Origin of the sequence: Jeotgalibacillus sp. R-1-5s-1 (genome assembly GCF_004405105.1) — a bacterium.
Taxonomy (GTDB): Bacteria; Bacillota; Bacilli; order Bacillales; family Jeotgalibacillaceae; genus Jeotgalibacillus.
In genome coordinates this window covers 34925-50562 of sequence record NZ_SORW01000012.1, presented here as the reverse complement: position 1 = coordinate 50562, position 15638 = coordinate 34925, and the positions used below count along the sequence as shown (strand labels likewise).

The 15638-nt window shown below is 43.8% G+C and carries 17 protein-coding genes; 12 read left to right on the top strand and 5 right to left on the bottom strand.

Annotated features, from left to right (window positions below; all coding sequences use genetic code 11):
- Window positions 1–19: 19 nt before the first annotated feature.
- The 10 genes from E2491_RS05515 (at window position 20) to E2491_RS05470 (ending at window position 8544) form a co-directional block, all read left to right on the top strand.
- Window positions 20–817: an oxalate:formate antiporter gene (locus E2491_RS05515; protein WP_134373769.1), complete on the top strand. Its 798-nt coding sequence runs from the start codon at window positions 20–22 to the stop codon at window positions 815–817.
- A 181-nt stretch (window positions 818–998) separates the two neighbouring features.
- Complete coding sequence (locus E2491_RS05510) at window positions 999–2156, top strand: beta-ketoacyl synthase N-terminal-like domain-containing protein (RefSeq protein ID WP_166805797.1); 1158 nt, start codon at window positions 999–1001, stop codon at window positions 2154–2156.
- Window positions 2157–2160: 4 nt separating this feature from the next.
- Window positions 2161–3942 (top strand): ATP-binding protein, encoded by a 1782-nt coding sequence (locus tag E2491_RS05505; protein ID WP_134373766.1) that lies wholly within the window; start codon window positions 2161–2163, stop codon window positions 3940–3942.
- Between the two features lie 28 nt (window positions 3943–3970).
- The gene (locus tag E2491_RS05500) at window positions 3971–4273 is read left to right on the top strand and encodes a TIGR04104 family putative zinc finger protein (RefSeq protein ID WP_134373765.1); all 303 of its coding nucleotides are present in this window, start codon (window positions 3971–3973) and stop codon (window positions 4271–4273) included.
- Window positions 4274–4414: 141 nt separating this feature from the next.
- Window positions 4415–4588: a DUF4083 domain-containing protein gene (locus E2491_RS05495; RefSeq protein WP_134373764.1), complete on the top strand. Its 174-nt coding sequence runs from the start codon at window positions 4415–4417 to the stop codon at window positions 4586–4588.
- A 130-nt stretch (window positions 4589–4718) separates the two neighbouring features.
- A complete protein-coding gene (locus tag E2491_RS05490) occupies window positions 4719–5216 on the top strand; it encodes a GNAT family N-acetyltransferase (protein WP_134373763.1) in 498 nt (165 codons plus the stop codon).
- Between the two features lie 79 nt (window positions 5217–5295).
- Window positions 5296–6345 carry a DNA alkylation repair protein gene (locus E2491_RS05485; protein ID WP_134373761.1) on the top strand — a complete coding sequence of 350 codons (1050 nt, stop codon included), beginning with the start codon at window positions 5296–5298 and terminating at the stop codon, window positions 6343–6345.
- 139 nt (window positions 6346–6484) lie between these two features.
- Window positions 6485–7522: a bifunctional transcriptional activator/DNA repair enzyme AdaA gene (locus E2491_RS05480; protein ID WP_208528040.1), complete on the top strand. Its 1038-nt coding sequence runs from the start codon at window positions 6485–6487 to the stop codon at window positions 7520–7522.
- Entirely contained in the window at window positions 7519–8013 is a 495-nt protein-coding gene (locus E2491_RS05475) for a GNAT family N-acetyltransferase (protein ID WP_134373757.1), read from the top strand. The genes E2491_RS05480 and E2491_RS05475 overlap by 4 nt, the downstream gene beginning before the upstream one ends.
- Entirely contained in the window at window positions 8014–8544 is a 531-nt protein-coding gene (locus tag E2491_RS05470; RefSeq protein ID WP_134373755.1) for an AAA family ATPase, read from the top strand.
- 195 nt (window positions 8545–8739) lie between these two features.
- Here E2491_RS05470 and amyS read toward each other — a convergent pair whose 3' ends face one another.
- Window positions 8740–10272 carry an alpha-amylase gene (gene amyS, locus E2491_RS05465; protein ID WP_134373753.1) on the bottom strand — a complete coding sequence of 511 codons (1533 nt, stop codon included), beginning with the start codon at window positions 10270–10272 and terminating at the stop codon, window positions 8740–8742.
- A gap of 234 nt (window positions 10273–10506) precedes the next feature.
- On the opposite strand from amyS, the gene E2491_RS05460 reads away from it, so the two are divergent.
- Complete coding sequence (locus tag E2491_RS05460; protein WP_134373751.1) at window positions 10507–10866, top strand: cupin domain-containing protein; 360 nt, start codon at window positions 10507–10509, stop codon at window positions 10864–10866.
- Window positions 10859–11647, top strand: a complete 789-nt coding sequence (locus E2491_RS05455; protein WP_134373749.1) for a PP2C family serine/threonine-protein phosphatase — start codon at window positions 10859–10861, stop codon at window positions 11645–11647. Before E2491_RS05460 ends, E2491_RS05455 begins: the two co-directional genes overlap by 8 nt.
- Window positions 11648–11742: 95 nt before the next feature.
- On the opposite strand, the gene E2491_RS05450 is transcribed toward E2491_RS05455, so the two are convergent.
- The 4 genes from E2491_RS05450 to E2491_RS05435 are packed head-to-tail and all read right to left on the bottom strand — an operon-like array spanning window position 11743 to window position 15529.
- Window positions 11743–12711 carry a sugar phosphate isomerase/epimerase family protein gene (locus E2491_RS05450; RefSeq protein WP_134373747.1) on the bottom strand — a complete coding sequence of 323 codons (969 nt, stop codon included), beginning with the start codon at window positions 12709–12711 and terminating at the stop codon, window positions 11743–11745.
- Window positions 12712–12724: 13 nt separating this feature from the next.
- The gene (locus E2491_RS05445) at window positions 12725–13765 is read right to left on the bottom strand and encodes a Gfo/Idh/MocA family protein (RefSeq protein WP_134373745.1); all 1041 of its coding nucleotides are present in this window, start codon (window positions 13763–13765) and stop codon (window positions 12725–12727) included.
- 9 nt (window positions 13766–13774) lie between these two features.
- Complete coding sequence (locus E2491_RS05440) at window positions 13775–14797, bottom strand: Gfo/Idh/MocA family protein (RefSeq protein ID WP_134373743.1); 1023 nt, start codon at window positions 14795–14797, stop codon at window positions 13775–13777.
- A gap of 3 nt (window positions 14798–14800) precedes the next feature.
- A complete protein-coding gene (locus E2491_RS05435; RefSeq protein ID WP_134374345.1) occupies window positions 14801–15529 on the bottom strand; it encodes a ThuA domain-containing protein in 729 nt (242 codons plus the stop codon).
- Window positions 15530–15638 lie beyond the last annotated feature (109 nt).

Here is a 15638-nt window from a genome sequence, read left to right as displayed (position 1 = left end):
ATTACGAGGAGTGGTCATCATGTTTTCCATGCATGAAGAAATGTTAAACCGGATAACAGGATTGATTAAAAAAGACGATCGTTTTATAGGGCTGCTGGGGGCAGGTTCCTTGCTGACGGGAGAGATGGATGAGTTCAGTGATCTTGATTTAATTTTGGTGTATCAAAACCGTTATCAGGAAGAAGTTATGAAAAACAGGAAAGAAATTGCTCGAACATTTGGATCGCTGTTAACCTCATTTACAGGTGAGCATGTTGGGGAACCAAGACTATTGATTTGTCTATATGAAGACCCTCTGATCCATGTAGACTTGAAATTTGTGAATTTTCAAGAGGTGAAAGATGGGATAGAAAAGCCTGAAATCATCTGGGAGCGTGGAAACGAGATTCAAACTCTTATCGCTAAAACGAATTACACGTTTCCTTATCCGGATCAACAATGGATTGAAGACCGGATCTGGGGCTGGATTCACTATTGCTCTCTTAAATTAGGTCGGGGTGAATACTATGAAATCATTGAATCCCTATCATTTTTAAGAACAGGAGTCTTGGGACCTCTTATTCTAATGAAAAATAACCAGCTTCCGAGGGGAGTACGGCGAATTGAGGAGTATGCTGGAAGTTATCTGGACAAGCTGAACAAAACAGTAGCACAGCCTGAAGCGGAAAGCTGTTTTAATGCCTTGAATCATGCTGTGGAATTATATTTACAGTTAGTTGATGAAGAAAAAATTGTCCGCAGATACAAAGCGCAACAAGCTGCATGCGATTATCTGAACACTATTTATAAAAAAACAATCAAGGGTGAAATACTTTAAATCTTTCGTTATTTCCCGGGAAAAGATTGTCGAAAAGCCTTTCCTTTTTGTACAGGGAAGGCTTTTTTTTCGTCAAAATCTCATAAAATGATAATTCTCGATATCTTTTTGTAAAATATGTATTTATTATGCAATTTTAATAGTAGAATAGGTCTATTAGATGGTTAACTTCAGGAGGATTATGATGACAACAGTCGTAACAGGATTAGGGATTATTGGACCGGGATTTAACAATGTGAATCAATTATCAACAATTTTAAAAAATGTAACAGTCGTTTTAAAGCTGGAGAAGCTCAAGCGTCTCGAAATTTATACAGGAAGAGTCAAAGATGAAGAGATATCGATGAATTTGTTTCCTTCCATGTTTAAAAAGCTTCCAAAAGCAGCAAGACTCTTACTGCATGCTTGTCATGAAGCTGTCAATATGGCAGGCTTTGACGTCGAGGACGGCCGAACTGCTGTGATCATTGGAACGTCGGGTGGAGCAATTGACGAGACGATTCAACTCGCTCGAAATCAGGAACAGGAGACGTCTGTGTTTCATATAGGAAATATGAACAGCTATTCGTTAGCTTCAGCAGTCAGTGCAGCGTTTAAAGCAAATGGACCTTCTTATTGCCTCACTAACAGCTGTCCCTCGGGCTTACAGTCTATCGAGCTTGGGAAAATGATGATCGAGTCAGGACAGGCTGACCGTGTGATTGCCGGGGCAACGGATTCAACACTGGAGTCCCTAATTCTTGAAAGCTTTTCAAAACTGAATGTGTTACATAATGATTCAGCTATACAACCAGGTCCTTTTAAAGGAACGGGTTTTTCAATGTCAGAAGGGGCAGGTGTGCTCATTTTGGAAAATGAAGACCTTGCTTTAAAGCGTAAGGCAAGTATTTACGGGAAAATCGGTGCCTGCATATCTAATCAGGATGCGAAATCTCCGTATAAGTCTGATAAAAATGGAAATCAATTGTTATATGCAGTTGACCGGTGTCTGGCAGAAGGATATCCTAATTATATAAACAGTCAGGCATTAGGCATAACACAGAATGATTCAATTGAAAAAAGTATTTATCAGCAGCGATTTGCTGAAAGAGATATTCCTATCACGTCTATTAAAGGAATGGTTGGTCACTCGATGGGAGCATCCGGCATGTTTCAGGCTGTATCGACACTGATCAGCATCAACGAACAATTTATTCCGCCTGCTGTAAACTGTGATGAACAGGTAATAGAATCACTTAATATTGTAACGGACCGAATAGATCAACCTATCAATCATGTATTAATCACTTCCCAGGGATACGGAGGAACGAATAGCAGCATGGTGATAAAAAGGGAGTGAGACCGTGGAATTTATATTATTAATCGCCATTTCGCTAATACCGGCAATTGTAGCCGCATCCTTGCCTTTCTACTCAAAAACTGAGGTTACGAAGGCATTATCATTATTTTTAATGTTCTTATGTTTATGGCAGATTGATATTGCTTTCTTATATGCATACGAATTTTTCAGTGAAACCCTTATCGGAACCGTTTTTCGTCTGTTTCGTATCGGTCCGATTATGATCATGCCGTTAATGTATTACTTTGGATACTACCTGGTTAAGAACAATCCGGAAGTAAAAGGCTACAAATGGTTTTTTAACCGCACGGGTTTTTATGTTCTTCTGAGCTTCAGTATCATTGTTTACCTTGTGAATTTTACAAACCTTGGTGTAACCGGATATACGGTTGTTCCTGAGACAGATATTGCTCCTCAGCACCTTATTCCGATCTATGGAACATTGAATTCAACCTTTTTAATTAACATTTTACTTGTGTTTATCAACACATTCTTTTTACTAAACGTAACCGTCAAGCTCAATGACCATTATTTCAAGGTTTTTTACACAAAGCTTGCTTTTGGTGCGGTGTTTGTATTTTTGAACGGAATTATCAGCGGTTTCGGCGTACTGCCACTGTATTTCTCAAGCTTCAATTCCATTCTTGTGGCCATATTATTATTTTTAGGGTTCTTTGAAATGCAATCGAATAAGCTGAATGATGCCAATACAAGATTGTCTAAACAGAGCAGCCTGTTAGAAACGATTATGAACATTAACCCGAATTATCTTGTGGTTCTGAATAAAGATCACCACATGATTCGATTAAATGATTCAATTTGCCACCTTTTGTCTATAAAAAAAGAGGACATGCTATGCAAGGATTTCAGTAAACTGAAACAGGACTTTGCGCTGATGATAGAAGATAACTCCCTGCAACGCATCATGCGTCCAACAGGAGAGGTTCACTTTGTTCAATGGGGCTTTAAAGATCTTGAGCTGAACGATGAAGAAAATTATACATTATTTTATGGTGTGGATTTTACGAACCAGAAGGAAAACGAAGAGCTTCTTCTTTCCACCGAAAAAACCAAAGTAGTAGGAGAGCTTGCAGCCAGTATCGCACACGAAATCAGAAACCCTTTAACAACAGTGCGGGGATTCATCCAGCTGTTAAGTGAGCGTAATATCAACAGTGAACACGAACATATCATCCTTGACGAAATTGACCGGATTGATGAAGTGCTTAAAGAACTGCTATTACTGGCTAAACCCGAAGCAGCGATTTCACAAACTAATCCGGATGATTTGAAAATTGATGTTATGCAGGAGATCTCCAATGTGAAACTGTTGTTTGAACCTGTTGCCCATGAACAAAACAAACAGATCTCCATCATAAACAAACTGCCGGACCACACCTTTACAAAGATGCAAAAATCACACTTTAAACAGGTCATGATCAATACAGTGAAAAACAGTCTTGAAGCACTGTCCACCAATGGGTGTATCAAAATCAAAATCGATGCATTTGAAGAATGCGTGCGCATTAGAATCATTGACAACGGCAAAGGCATATCACGTAAAAGAATGTCACGCATTGGTGAACCATACTTCACAAACAAAGAAAAAGGAACCGGAATCGGTCTCGCCATCTGCTTTAAACTTATTAAAGACTATGAAGGTAAAATGACCGTGAAAAGTAAACAGGGATGGGGAACGACTGTTACTGTGCTTCTGCCGAAAAGTGAGAGGTTGGCTGGAGATCAGGAAAGGAAACACGGGGACGGAGCGCCTGTTCCTTTTTAAAGGATCTGTCCCCAAAAGGAGAGGGAAAATGCCGACATGTAAAAAGTGTGGAGAAAACTGGACGTTTGGATCATCAATCAAAAAAGCACTCTTGTATGCCAAGGGAACAAAATGCGCCTATTGTGGAACACCTCAATATATATCTTCAAAATCAGGAAAACGGACAAATCTTATATACGTCATCGCATTACTAAGCGTAGTGCTTGGCCGGCCATTATTTGACCTGGCCGGCATTCCTTATCTGATGCTTGCTATACCAGTTATCATGATCGTCATGGTCATTGTGCCATTTTCGATTGAATTATCAAATGAGAAAGAACCATTGTGGTGAAAACACATGGGGACGGAGCGGGTGTGCCTTTCAGTAAAAAGGAACATCCGCTCCGTCCCCATGAAACTTTTTCCTTCCAATCAAGTAGAATAGTAAAATCAATTTCTACATAAAGTAAAATTAAAGTCGAGGTGATAGAGAATGACGGAGTTTAGTTCGGGAGATGTTGTTTTTCAGCTTTTTATGATGTTATTGCTAATTCTTACGGTTGTGACGATTGCAATGGTGATAAAATCTTTGCTTGGCAGGAAGAGTCAATTGAACAGGATTGAGGAAAAGCTTGAGGAATTAGAGAGAAAGACTGGAAATGACTGAATTTAGGAATTTGTTTCGATAAATGAAGGATTATCGTGAGTACATATAGAAGAAAATCAGGCACAGGCTAAATACCTGTGCTTTTTTCATTTGAAAATGCTTGTAAACTGGAAAGGAGCGATCAGGTGATTTGAAAATCAGAGAGGCAAATGAGGACGATATAAAGGGAATCGCCAGGGTACACGTGGACAGTTGGCGAACAACATACAAAGGTATTGTACCTGATACCTTTCTTGAAAAATTATCATATGAACAGCGTGAACAGCTGTGGGAGAAAAATATAAAACAACAAAACCATCTTACACTCGTTGCGGAAAACGAGCATGGAGAAATTGTAGGATTTGCTGACGGTGGGAAAAGACCGGAAAACCAAACAGAACGGACTGCAGACCTGACCGCTATCTATTTACTAAAAGACTATCAACGTCAGGGAATTGGACAGGCAATTCAACAAAGGCTGTTCCTTCATTTTAAAGAACAAGGCTATGACTCTGCGTTTGTTGAAGTATTGGATGACAACGCCTCTAAATATTTTTATGAATCCTCTGGCGCTTCATTCGTCCGTGAAGAGGATATTCAGATAGGCGGGAAGCCTTTGAAACTGCTGGTTTATAAATGGAGTTTTTGACAGGGGGACGGAGCGGGTGTTCCTTTTTCAAAAAAAGAACGCCCGCTCCGTCCCCATTAAATCTGAAGGCAGGGAAAACATGACATTAATCAAAGATGTTTTTACAGAAGAATGGGTATCTAAGCTTGGCCATCGGCTCGGTTTTGAACAGGAGTTTTGCCAGAAGTCTTATTCGACTGACTGGGATGACCTTTCTTTTAAGGAACGGGTTCGCAGGTTGTCTGTTACAATGCATGATTTTCTTCCGGATTCTTTTGATCAGGCGGCTGAATGGCTTGAGAAGAACGCGCCTGATTTTAATGGGCTGGCGGGAATCGTGTTTCCTGATTACATAGAAGTCTACGGGCAGGAGGATTGGGATAGGTCATTAACTGCCCTTGAGATACTGACTTCATTTTCGACATCAGAATTCGCCATTCGTCCTTTTTTAATAAGGGATCAGGAACGATGCTTTAGTTACATTGAAAAATGGACGGGAAGCGGTAATGAACATGTCAGGCGCCTTGCTTCAGAGGGAACAAGACCAAGATTACCATGGGGACAGGCGATTCCCTCACTTATTCAGGATCCGTCCCCATCTCTCCCGATTTTGAAAAGACTATTAAAGGACCCTTCATTATATGTAAGAAAAAGTGTAGCCAATCATTTGAATGATATCTCAAAAACGCACCCGGAAGTCGTGTTAAGTATTGTAAAAGCTTATCAGGGTCAGTATCCGCATACAGACTGGATCCTGAGACATGCCTGCAGAACCCTTCTGAAAAGGGGGCATCCGGAGGCGTTGAAGCTGTTTGGTTTTAATCAGACTGATGGTGTGAAGGTGGAATCGTTTCTTGTGCCACGGTCCGTTGAAATAGGGGAATCGCTCACCTTTGGATTAACTTTAACGATTGCTGAGTCACAAAAAATCAGGCTGGACTTTGCTGTAGACTATGTTAAGAAAAAAGGAACGCGCAACCGAAAAGTCTTCAAATTAAGTGAAGGTGAAGCAAAAGCGGGAAAGAAACAGTTTAATCGGAAACTATCGTTTGCCGACCTCACCACGCGCAAACACTATCCGGGCACTCACACACTCACCATTTTGATCAATGGCATTGAAGCAGCTAGTGCTGATTTTGAAGTGATGTGATCGGGGGGACGGGGCGGCCGTTCCATTTTTCAAAAAAGAACACCCGCTCCGTCCCCACTTCCATGCCTGATTTTCGGCGGCACATCCAGATCAGGTTCATTATGATAAAGGTATCAAACGTAAATCAGAGGTGTTGAACATGGAGAATCGTGAGCGTGAGTATTATCAGGCACTGGTTGAGCGGAATCGTGAATATGAAGGGGTATTCTTCGCAGGGATTAAGTCGACGGGGATTTTTTGCCGGCCGACGTGTCCTGCGAGGAAGCCGAAGTTTGAGTCGTGTGAGTTTTTTTCAGATGCTAAAGCGGCGTTACTTGCTTCTTATCGTCCATGTTTGAGGTGTAAGCCGCTTTCTCTCCCTGACCAGACGACCGATGTGATTGAAAAGCTTATTAAAGCGGTTGATCAACAACCGGAAAAGCGTTGGAAGGAAGCAGACCTTAAGGAGCTTGGTATCGATTCTTCAACGGCGAGAAGACAGTTTAAAAAACGGTATGGGATGACTTTTGTCGAATATGCCAGATCCAGAAGAATGGGGATCGCGCTTGGTGAAATTCGTTCAGGCAAAAAGATTATTGAGGCACAGCTGTCTGCCGGCTATGAATCAGGTAGCGGGTTCCGGGATGCATTCAGCCGCATCATGGGTGCACCTCCTGCCAGATCAGATCAGGAACCATTTTATGCAACCTGGCTTGACACACCTTTAGGGGCAATGCTTGCTATTGCTGATGATTCGGCATTATGGCTGCTTGAATTTACAGATCGCAGGGGTCTTGAAAAAGAAGTGGAACGTTTGAGGAAGAAAACAGGTCGTGCGATTTTGCCGGGTGAGAATTCCGTGACTAAACAAATTCAGGATGAATTAGCCGCGTATTTTGATTGTTCACTAACTCAATTTAAAACACCCGTAAAAATGATCGGTACACCATTTCAGCTAAAGGTCTGGGATCTGTTAGTGCAAATACCGTGCGGTGAAACAATATCCTATTCAGAACTGGCCATCCGTGCAGGAAATCCGGCAGCAGTCCGGGCGGTTGCGCGGGCAAATGGTACAAACCAGCTGGCTTTAATCATTCCATGTCACCGCGTCATTCAGCGGGACGGAGGATTAGGTGGTTATGCAGGAGGAATCGCAAGAAAAGAATGGCTGTTAAAACATGAGAAGGGAGAAAAATGATGATTCGTGAGCTTGAAATAAAGGATGCTGAGGCATTTTTAGCTTTAAGTAAAAGAATAGAAGAATCCGGTATGATGCTGTTCGAGCCTGGTGAAAAACAAATGACGGTTGAGCAGCAGAAAAAAATGATTGAGAATATCTCCAATGATGAGCACTCCAGCTTTTTTGTGTCTGAAATTAATGAGCAGCTGGCGGGATTTTTAGCGGTGATCGGCAATAGCGTGAAGCGGAAACAGCATACTGCGATGGTGGTTGTCGGAGTCGATGCGGCCTATCGAGGGCAGGGGATTGGCACAAAGCTGTTCGACCATCTGTCAGGATGGGCTAAACATAAAGGATTAAAGCGTTTGGAGTTAACCGTGATCAAACATAATGAGGCAGCCTATCAATTATATTGTAAACAAGGATTTAAGGTAGAAGGTGTAAAAGAGGGCTCGCTGATGATTGATGGAAGGTTGACGGATGAATATTATATGGCGAAGCTGATTTAAATGAACCATGTATATGTTATTACAGGTCCTGCCGGTGTTGGGAAATCAACGGTTTCAAACGCTCTTGCTAAACAGCTAAAAAACAGTGCGTATATTTCAGGGGATCTGCTGCACCATATGCATATCAATGGAAGGAAAGCTCCATGGGATGAACAGGAGACTATGCTGACATGGCAGCATATTTTAGCACTGACCCAAAACTTTTTGCGTGCTGGCTGCGATGTTGTCATTGACTACATCGCCTTTCCAAATGAAGTGGCATGGTTAAACGAAAAGCTGAATAGGTCAGCTGTTCTCCATTACACGGTGCTGTGGACTGATCCTAAAACACTTGTGGAAAGAGACCAGTTACGCATTCCTGACCATCAGATGGGTGAAAGAAGCCTGGAATTGTTAAACGAGTTTGAGGATAAGGGACTGTTGTGGAAAGCGGTTCTTAAAACAGGAGGCAAGCCGAAGGTAGATATAGAACTCATCGTGAACGAGATTATGTCAGATGACAGATTTAAATGGGAGATTGTGAGCTTGTGAGTGGAATTCGTGAGGTTAGGGTCTGAGTTTGTGAGGATCCAGGCTGAATTTGTGAGCTTAGGGAACGGATTCATCAGCTTAGGCATGAAGTTTGTGAGGTTAGTGACAAACGACCCGGGAACAGGGGGACGGAGCGGGCGTTCCTTTTCACAAAAAAGAACGGGCGCTCCGTCCCCAGAGCACCCATCTTTTCAATTATTCACCATAAATCGAAACAGAACCGCCATTTACAAAGAATTCTCCCCAGCCGTCGTTGTTGATGGTGACGGTGCGGGTGGAGTTGCCTGTTTTGTCTCTCCAGACTTCGCCGGCGTTGCGTGTGCCTACGTACATCCATTTGCTGCCGCCCGGGCCGTCTGACAGGATGGTTGCAAGACCTGATTTAGCTCGGTCTGTTACGCCTTCACGTGTCCAGCCAATGACGTCCTGATGGTTCAGGTAGTCGTGCTGCGTGCCGTAAGCCAAATCTTTACGCGCTTTTAGAATCGGATCAAGCTTGGCTGAGAGATTTGGAATTTCACGACCGCTGTTTCCTTTCGTTCCGTAAAAATCTCCGTAAAACAGTGTTGGATAACCCTGCTGTCTCGTCATGATCATAGCGTAAGCGAGAGGTTTAAACCAAGGTGCTACAGTTGACTCCAGTGACTGTCCCGGCTGTGAGTCATGGTTATCAACAATCGTCACGGCAAGTGTCGGGTGCTGTTTCACAACAGTGTTATCGAAAATCTTAGACATATCGTAGAAGCCGCCGCTGTTACCTGCCTGCTGGAAGTTATAGTGGAGCGGGACATCAAAAACAGAGTGTGTATAACCTGTTTTAGCTAAATAGTTATTGATGGCGCCAAGGTCATTCTGCCAGTATTCAGCCACTGTAAAAAGCTGTTTACCAGTTGTGCGCCTTACATCTGTCAGCCATTCCTGAATATAATCATGTTTGATATGCTTCACTGCATCCAGACGGAAGCCATCAAGATTCAGCGTATTGACATACCATTTACCCCAGTTTTTCATTTCCTGTTTGACTTCAGGATGTTCAAAATCAACGTCAGCATACATTAAGTAATCATAGTTTCCAAACTCACCGGAAACCTCGTTATCCCATGCTTTACCGTCGCCGCGGAATTTATAAATACGGCTGAGGCTGCGTGACTGGTCCCAGTCGGTTCCGTCAAAGTGATACCATCTCCATTTAAAAGAAGAATGGGTATTGTTACGGCCCGGGAAGTTAAAGCCTGTCCATGCAGAGATCGTATAAGCGCCGGACGTTTCCTGATTCCGGTTATTCGGATTTACTTCAACAGCCTGAACCTGTTCAGTGTAATCAGCGCCACCTTTGTGATTCATCACAACATCGCCATAAACGCCGATACCTTGATTTTTCAGTGAAGTAATCGCGGACTGCAGCTGCGCGCGTGTCCCATATTTGGTCCGCGTAGTGCCTTTCTGGTTAAACTCACCAAGGTCATACAGGTCATAAGCGCCATAGCCCACATCATTTTGTGATGTCCCCTTATAGGCAGGCGGAATCCAGACGGTTGTAATACCAAGGTTCTTCAAATTTGTGGCATCCGTATTCAAACGATTCCAGTGTGCGCCATCATTAGGCAGATACCATTCAAAATATTGCATCATCGTACCATTTTGAGGCGTAGCAGCTTGAGTGGCCGGTTGAAACGGGAGCAACATAAAAGCGACAAGTGCGACAAGAAAAATCCGTACCTTTTTCATTCGTTCATCCCCTTGTTCTAAATTTGTGCTATCTTTATGAAAGCGTTTGCACGAATTAATTATCAGATAATTCAATGTAAAAGAAAAGCATTTTTACAAAAAGAGGTAATATGTCATATCGTTTTTTACTTATTTATCAAAAATGGATGAGAACTGGGGGACGGAGCGACTGTTCCTTTTTCAAAAAAAGAACGGGCGCTCCGTCCCCATCAAAAGAGTTTGGGAGTGATAATATTGAAGCTTTATCAATTGTCGAAGGAAAAGGGACGCTCTATTGAAGCGTATGATTCAAATTTTATTCTGACTTCAATTTTAAGAACGAATGACCCGGTTCAAATCAGCATGATGCATTTAGATAGAGGTGGGGTGATCGGGTATCATCAGGCTTCTATGCCGCAGCTGCTGGTTGTTGTATCCGGACAGGGGGAAGTGCGTGGCGCTGAACATACATATGTTGATATCAGTATAAATGAAGCGGTTTTCTGGGAAAAGGGTGAATGGCACGAAACGAGGTCAGAAGAAGGGTTGACCGCCATTGTGATTGAAGGTCCGATGCTTGATGTTACTGCTCTTAGGGAAGAAAAGTATGATTAAGATCAGTTGGGTGGGCAGTGAGCAGCATTATATTGATCAGCCGCACATTCAGCAACTAGGTGAATTACAACTGGCACGATTCGGAGGAAGCGCCGCTGCGGGTCAGACGAAAAATGAAGATGGTTGTATCATTTGGGCAAACGATGATTGGGAAATTGTCATGATTCTTGATGCTCATCAAACTGCAGAAAGCGCTGAATTGATTGTGAGTATGTTTGTGGAGTATGAACAGGAACTGACAGCGATCATGAGTGGTAAAGCAGTGAACTCTCTTTTTCAAAAACTTGAAAAAGCGATAATGACTCTTTTCATGAATGAAGTCTTCAGAGAGAAATGCAGAAAGGTTCAGGGGGAAACATCCTGTTTGATTAGTGTCCGTAAAGGGCAGTTCCTCTGGTGGTTTTCAGTGGGAGACTGCATGCTATTCCTGTTACATGATGACCTTAAAAAGCTTGGCCAATTTCAGTTGAATCAGCGTCAGTTTTTTGAATGGGTCGGAAGAGTGAATACATTTGATAAAGTGGTTCCCTGCTATACCACAGGCAGGCGTGAACTGAGAAAAGGAACCAACACCATCTTCATCACAACAGACGGGCTGATTGAGTGTCCGGAGGCTGGGTATCACAATCCGGAAAAGCTGTACGAGGTATTTAAACGGGATCCGGCACCACTCGAGAAACTCCTGAATGACAGCCAGCGGTTAAAGGTCAGAGATAGCGTCACGATGGTCAGTTGGAGTGTTGATGTGAGGAAAGAGGGGAGTATGCCTTCAGGATCATAGGGGACGGAGCGACTGTTCCTTTTTCAAAAAAAGAACGGGCGCACCGTCCCCCAAAAAATGCCGGGAACCAAAGCTCCCGGCATTTCTTCATGATCTTACAGCCACCACATATCTGTTGGCTGTTCTTTTATATTGACTGATTTCAGCGTTTGAACGGCACGCTGGAAGCCTTCTTCGATGCTCATGATTGGATCTTCGTGCTCGATGCTGACGACGTGGTCGTAGCCGTATGTGCGCAGGGCACTGATAATGCGGCCCCATTCGTCAGCAGGGTGTCCCATTCCGACTGAACGGAAGCTCCATGCACGGGTTTGAATGTTGTCATAGGTCTGCATATCTGTCAGACCGTACATGTTGACATTGTCCTGATCAATATACGTATCCTTGGCGTGGAAGTGGTGGATCGCACCGGCCTTTCCAAGGATTTTGATCGCACCGACCGGATCGATTCCCTGCCACCAGAGATGACTTGGATCAAGGTTTGCGCCGATGTATTCGTTTGTTGCTTCGCGCAGCTTCAGCATCGTGTATGGCGTGTGAACGGAGAATCCTCCGTGCAGTTCAAGACCGATTTTAACATCCGCCTCTTTAGCGATTTCCGCAATCTCTTTCCAGTAAGGGATCAGCTTGTGCTCCCATTGCCACTTGAGAATATCGCCGTATTCATTTGGCCATGGTGCAACCGGCCAGTTTGGATGCTTCGCTTCAGCGTCAGCGCCAGGCGTACCTGAGAATGTGTTAACAACCGGTACGTTCAGCAGCTGAGCCAGACGGATTGTTTTGCGAAGCGCCTCATCACTTTCTTTTGCAAATGCAGCATCAGGGCTGACAGGATTTCCGTGACAGCTGAATGCGCTAATGGTTAGTCCGCGTGAGGTTACTTTTTCAAGGTATTCTTTACGCTTGCCCTCATCCTCTAACAGTTCGTCAATTGGACAGTGGTTGTTGCCAGGATATCCGCCTGTACCGATTTCTACGGCATCAAGGCCGGATTCTGCTACATAATCAAGCATGTCTTCAAAAGATTTTTGTGCAAATAAGACCGTAAATACGCCTAATTTCATGAGTATTGCCTCCTTATGAGAATCGGACGGCTTGTCCGGTTTCGCTGCTTTCGTAAATGGCCTCGATGACCTTTGAAACGATAAGTGCTTCCTGTGGCTTCACAAGCGGCTGCTGATTACCGCGACAGCTCTCCACAAAATTGATGGCCTGAGGGATACCCGGGTTTTCATCGTCTGAAATCCAGTAAGCCTCCTGATCAAGAAGCATTCCGTATTTTGCCTGATAAAGCTTCAGTGGATAAACATCAAGTCCGCCTTTTGTGCCTGATACTGAGACGGTTTCCTGGTCATCTGCCAGGTTGGCTGCCCAGGATGTTTCAAATAACAGGGTAGCCCCGTCCTTAAATTTAATATAAGCGGTCGCATGATCGTCGACTTCGAATGTTGCCGGATCAAAGGTTCCCCATTGATTGACGATATCATTTTGACGGCTGAGTTCATTATAAGTAGCGCCTGATACCTCTGCGATTTCAGGGAAGTCCATGAGGTGCAGAGCAAGGTCAAGGAAATGACAGCCGAAGTCAATAAGGCTGCCTCCACCCTGAAGATCTTTATTCGTGAAAACGCCCCAGCCGGGAACCTTGCGGCGACGAATCGCCTGGGCACGGGACACAAGTGGACGGCCGATTTCGCCACCGTCAATAAAGCGTTTAGCTGCACGCGCTTCTTTTGTATGACGGTAATGATAAGCGATCATCAGGATCTTACCCGCTGCATCCGCTGCCTGAATCATGGCTTCACATTCTTCCGTTGACATCGCCATCGGTTTTTCGCACAATACGTGCTTACCTGCCTGAAGAGCGGCAATAGCAATATCAGCGTGGAATTTATTCGGTGTACAGATCGTGACTGCATCCACATGATCAAATATTTCTGTGTATTCATTTGTATGGAAAGGGATCTGGTAGTCTTGTGCAACCGTTTCCGCACGCTCTGCATTCACGTCACAAACAGCTGTTACTTCTACATCATTTCCAAGAGCGAGAAAGGAGGGGATATGCCTTGAAACGGCAATGCCTCCAACGCCGATAATGCCTACGCGAAGTTTTTCCATGTTTATCACCTATAGTTTCACGATTTTTTTCGTTTCGTTCGACTCAAGGGCACCAAGAATAACTTGCAGTGATTTTTTCCCTTCATGTCCATCAATCAAAGGCTGTTTGCCTGACAGGATTGAGTCAACAAAATGATCAATGACACCGGATGAGCTTTGTCCGCCTTCATCATTAGACTGGATTTTACCAAGAGCCAGCTCTTCTTTCGTTCCGTCTGTTTTGTGGTAGATCACAGAGTAATCCTCATCGTCTTCCAGGCGGAGAACACCGTTTTCTGCGTAAATGACTGTAGAGTTATCCTCAGCATTGTAGGACCAGCTTGCTGCTAAAGTACCGATAATGCCGCTCTCTGTTTTAAGAATCAATGCTGCTGTATCATCCACTGTTGCGTCTTTTTTCGAGCTTGTCTCGACCATAGCCGCTACTTCTGTCATTTCTTCACCAAGTATGTAGCGGATCAGGTCTGTTTTATGAACGCCAAGGTCACCCATGGCTCCAATAAACGCCTCATCTTTTTTGAAGAACCAGCTGTCCTTGCCGTCAGCACTCCAGCCTTCAGGTCCAGGGTGTCCAAATGCAGTACGGAAGCTGAAGATCTTACCTAATTCTCCTGATGCCACAAGCTCCTGCGCTTTTTGATGTGATGCAACAAAACGCTGGTTATGTCCGATCATCAGAAGTTTTCCCGCTTTTTCAGCAGCTGCGATCATGTCATCGGCTTCTTTGGCACTTGTAGCCATCGGTTTTTCACATAATACGTGCTTTCCGGCTTCAAGCGCTGCAATGGAGACAGGTGCATGAAGATAGTTTGGTGTGCAGACACTTACTGCATCAAGGTCTTCCTTTAAAAGCTCATTGTAATCTGTAAACGTCTTTTTAGCACCGAATTTCTTGGCCATTTCTTTTGCGCGCTTTTCATTAATATCACAAATTGCAACGAGTTCAACGTTTTCATTGTTTGCATATTCAACTAGGTGACGGTGCTTAGCAATACTTCCCGCACCTACGACACCAACTTTTAATTTTGCCATGAATTAGTCCTCCTTATAGCCTTCGAGTTTTTCGATTGGTTTTGCGTTTCCGTATACCGGGTAGTCACGCTTTGTTGGAGCTGCCCATTTGACACCGTTTGCAATAACCTGTTGAATTTGTTTGTTATGATATGTCGGGTGTGTTTCGTGACCCGGACGGAAGTAGAAGATCTTTCCGTTACCACGTTTAAAGGTAGCGCCGCTGCGGAATACTTCTCCGCCCTGGAACCAGCTCAGGAAAATCAGCTCATCCGGTGCCGGAATATCAAAGTGCTCTCCATACATTTCTTCTTCATCAAGCTCGATATATTCACCGATGCCGTCTGCGATCGGGTGGCTTGGATCTACAACCCATAAGCGCTCACGCTCATTTGCTTCACGCCATTTTAAATCACAGCCTGTACCCATCAGTTTTTTAAAGATTTTTGAAAAGTGGGCAGAGTGAAGAACGATCAGTCCCATGCCTTCCCAAACGCGTTTCTGAACTTTTTCCACAATCGCGTCATCTACTTCATCATGTGCAAGGTGTCCCCACCATAAAAGAACATCTGTGTTATTAAGTACCTCGTCTGTCAAACCGTGTTCAGGCTCATCCAATGTAGCCGTTTTCACGTCGTACCCATGCTCTGCAAGGGCATCTGCAAGGACGCGGTGAATGCCATCCGGATAAATTTCCTTTACGGCATCATGCTTTTTTTCGTGTCTGAATTCGTTCCAAACTGTAACGTTCATGCCAAGTAACACTCCTTTAATTATCACTGTAAGCGCTCTTAAAATAGAGCAGGTTGTATATGCAACCGCTTCCTCTACTTTAACAGATTTATCACCGAAGAAGAAAATA

Coding starts and splice junctions, on each gene's coding strand:
- E2491_RS05480 (WP_208528040.1), top strand. CDS start 6,485: ATGGAGAATCGTGAGCGTGAGTATTATCAGGCACTGGTTGAGCGGAAT.
- E2491_RS05450 (WP_134373747.1), bottom strand. CDS start 12,711: ATGAAATTAGGCGTATTTACGGTCTTATTTGCACAAAAATCTTTTGAA.
- E2491_RS05470 (WP_134373755.1), top strand. CDS start 8,014: ATGAACCATGTATATGTTATTACAGGTCCTGCCGGTGTTGGGAAATCA.
- amyS (WP_134373753.1), bottom strand. CDS start 10,272: ATGAAAAAGGTACGGATTTTTCTTGTCGCACTTGTCGCTTTTATGTTG.
- E2491_RS05495 (WP_134373764.1), top strand. CDS start 4,415: ATGACGGAGTTTAGTTCGGGAGATGTTGTTTTTCAGCTTTTTATGATG.
- E2491_RS05475 (WP_134373757.1), top strand. CDS start 7,519: ATGATGATTCGTGAGCTTGAAATAAAGGATGCTGAGGCATTTTTAGCT.
- E2491_RS05440 (WP_134373743.1), bottom strand. CDS start 14,797: ATGGCAAAATTAAAAGTTGGTGTCGTAGGTGCGGGAAGTATTGCTAAG.
- E2491_RS05500 (WP_134373765.1), top strand. CDS start 3,971: ATGCCGACATGTAAAAAGTGTGGAGAAAACTGGACGTTTGGATCATCA.
- E2491_RS05485 (WP_134373761.1), top strand. CDS start 5,296: ATGACATTAATCAAAGATGTTTTTACAGAAGAATGGGTATCTAAGCTT.
- E2491_RS05515 (WP_134373769.1), top strand. CDS start 20: ATGTTTTCCATGCATGAAGAAATGTTAAACCGGATAACAGGATTGATT.
- E2491_RS05455 (WP_134373749.1), top strand. CDS start 10,859: ATGATTAAGATCAGTTGGGTGGGCAGTGAGCAGCATTATATTGATCAG.
- E2491_RS05435 (WP_134374345.1), bottom strand. CDS start 15,529: ATGAACGTTACAGTTTGGAACGAATTCAGACACGAAAAAAAGCATGAT.
- E2491_RS05445 (WP_134373745.1), bottom strand. CDS start 13,765: ATGGAAAAACTTCGCGTAGGCATTATCGGCGTTGGAGGCATTGCCGTT.
- E2491_RS05510 (WP_166805797.1), top strand. CDS start 999: ATGATGACAACAGTCGTAACAGGATTAGGGATTATTGGACCGGGATTT.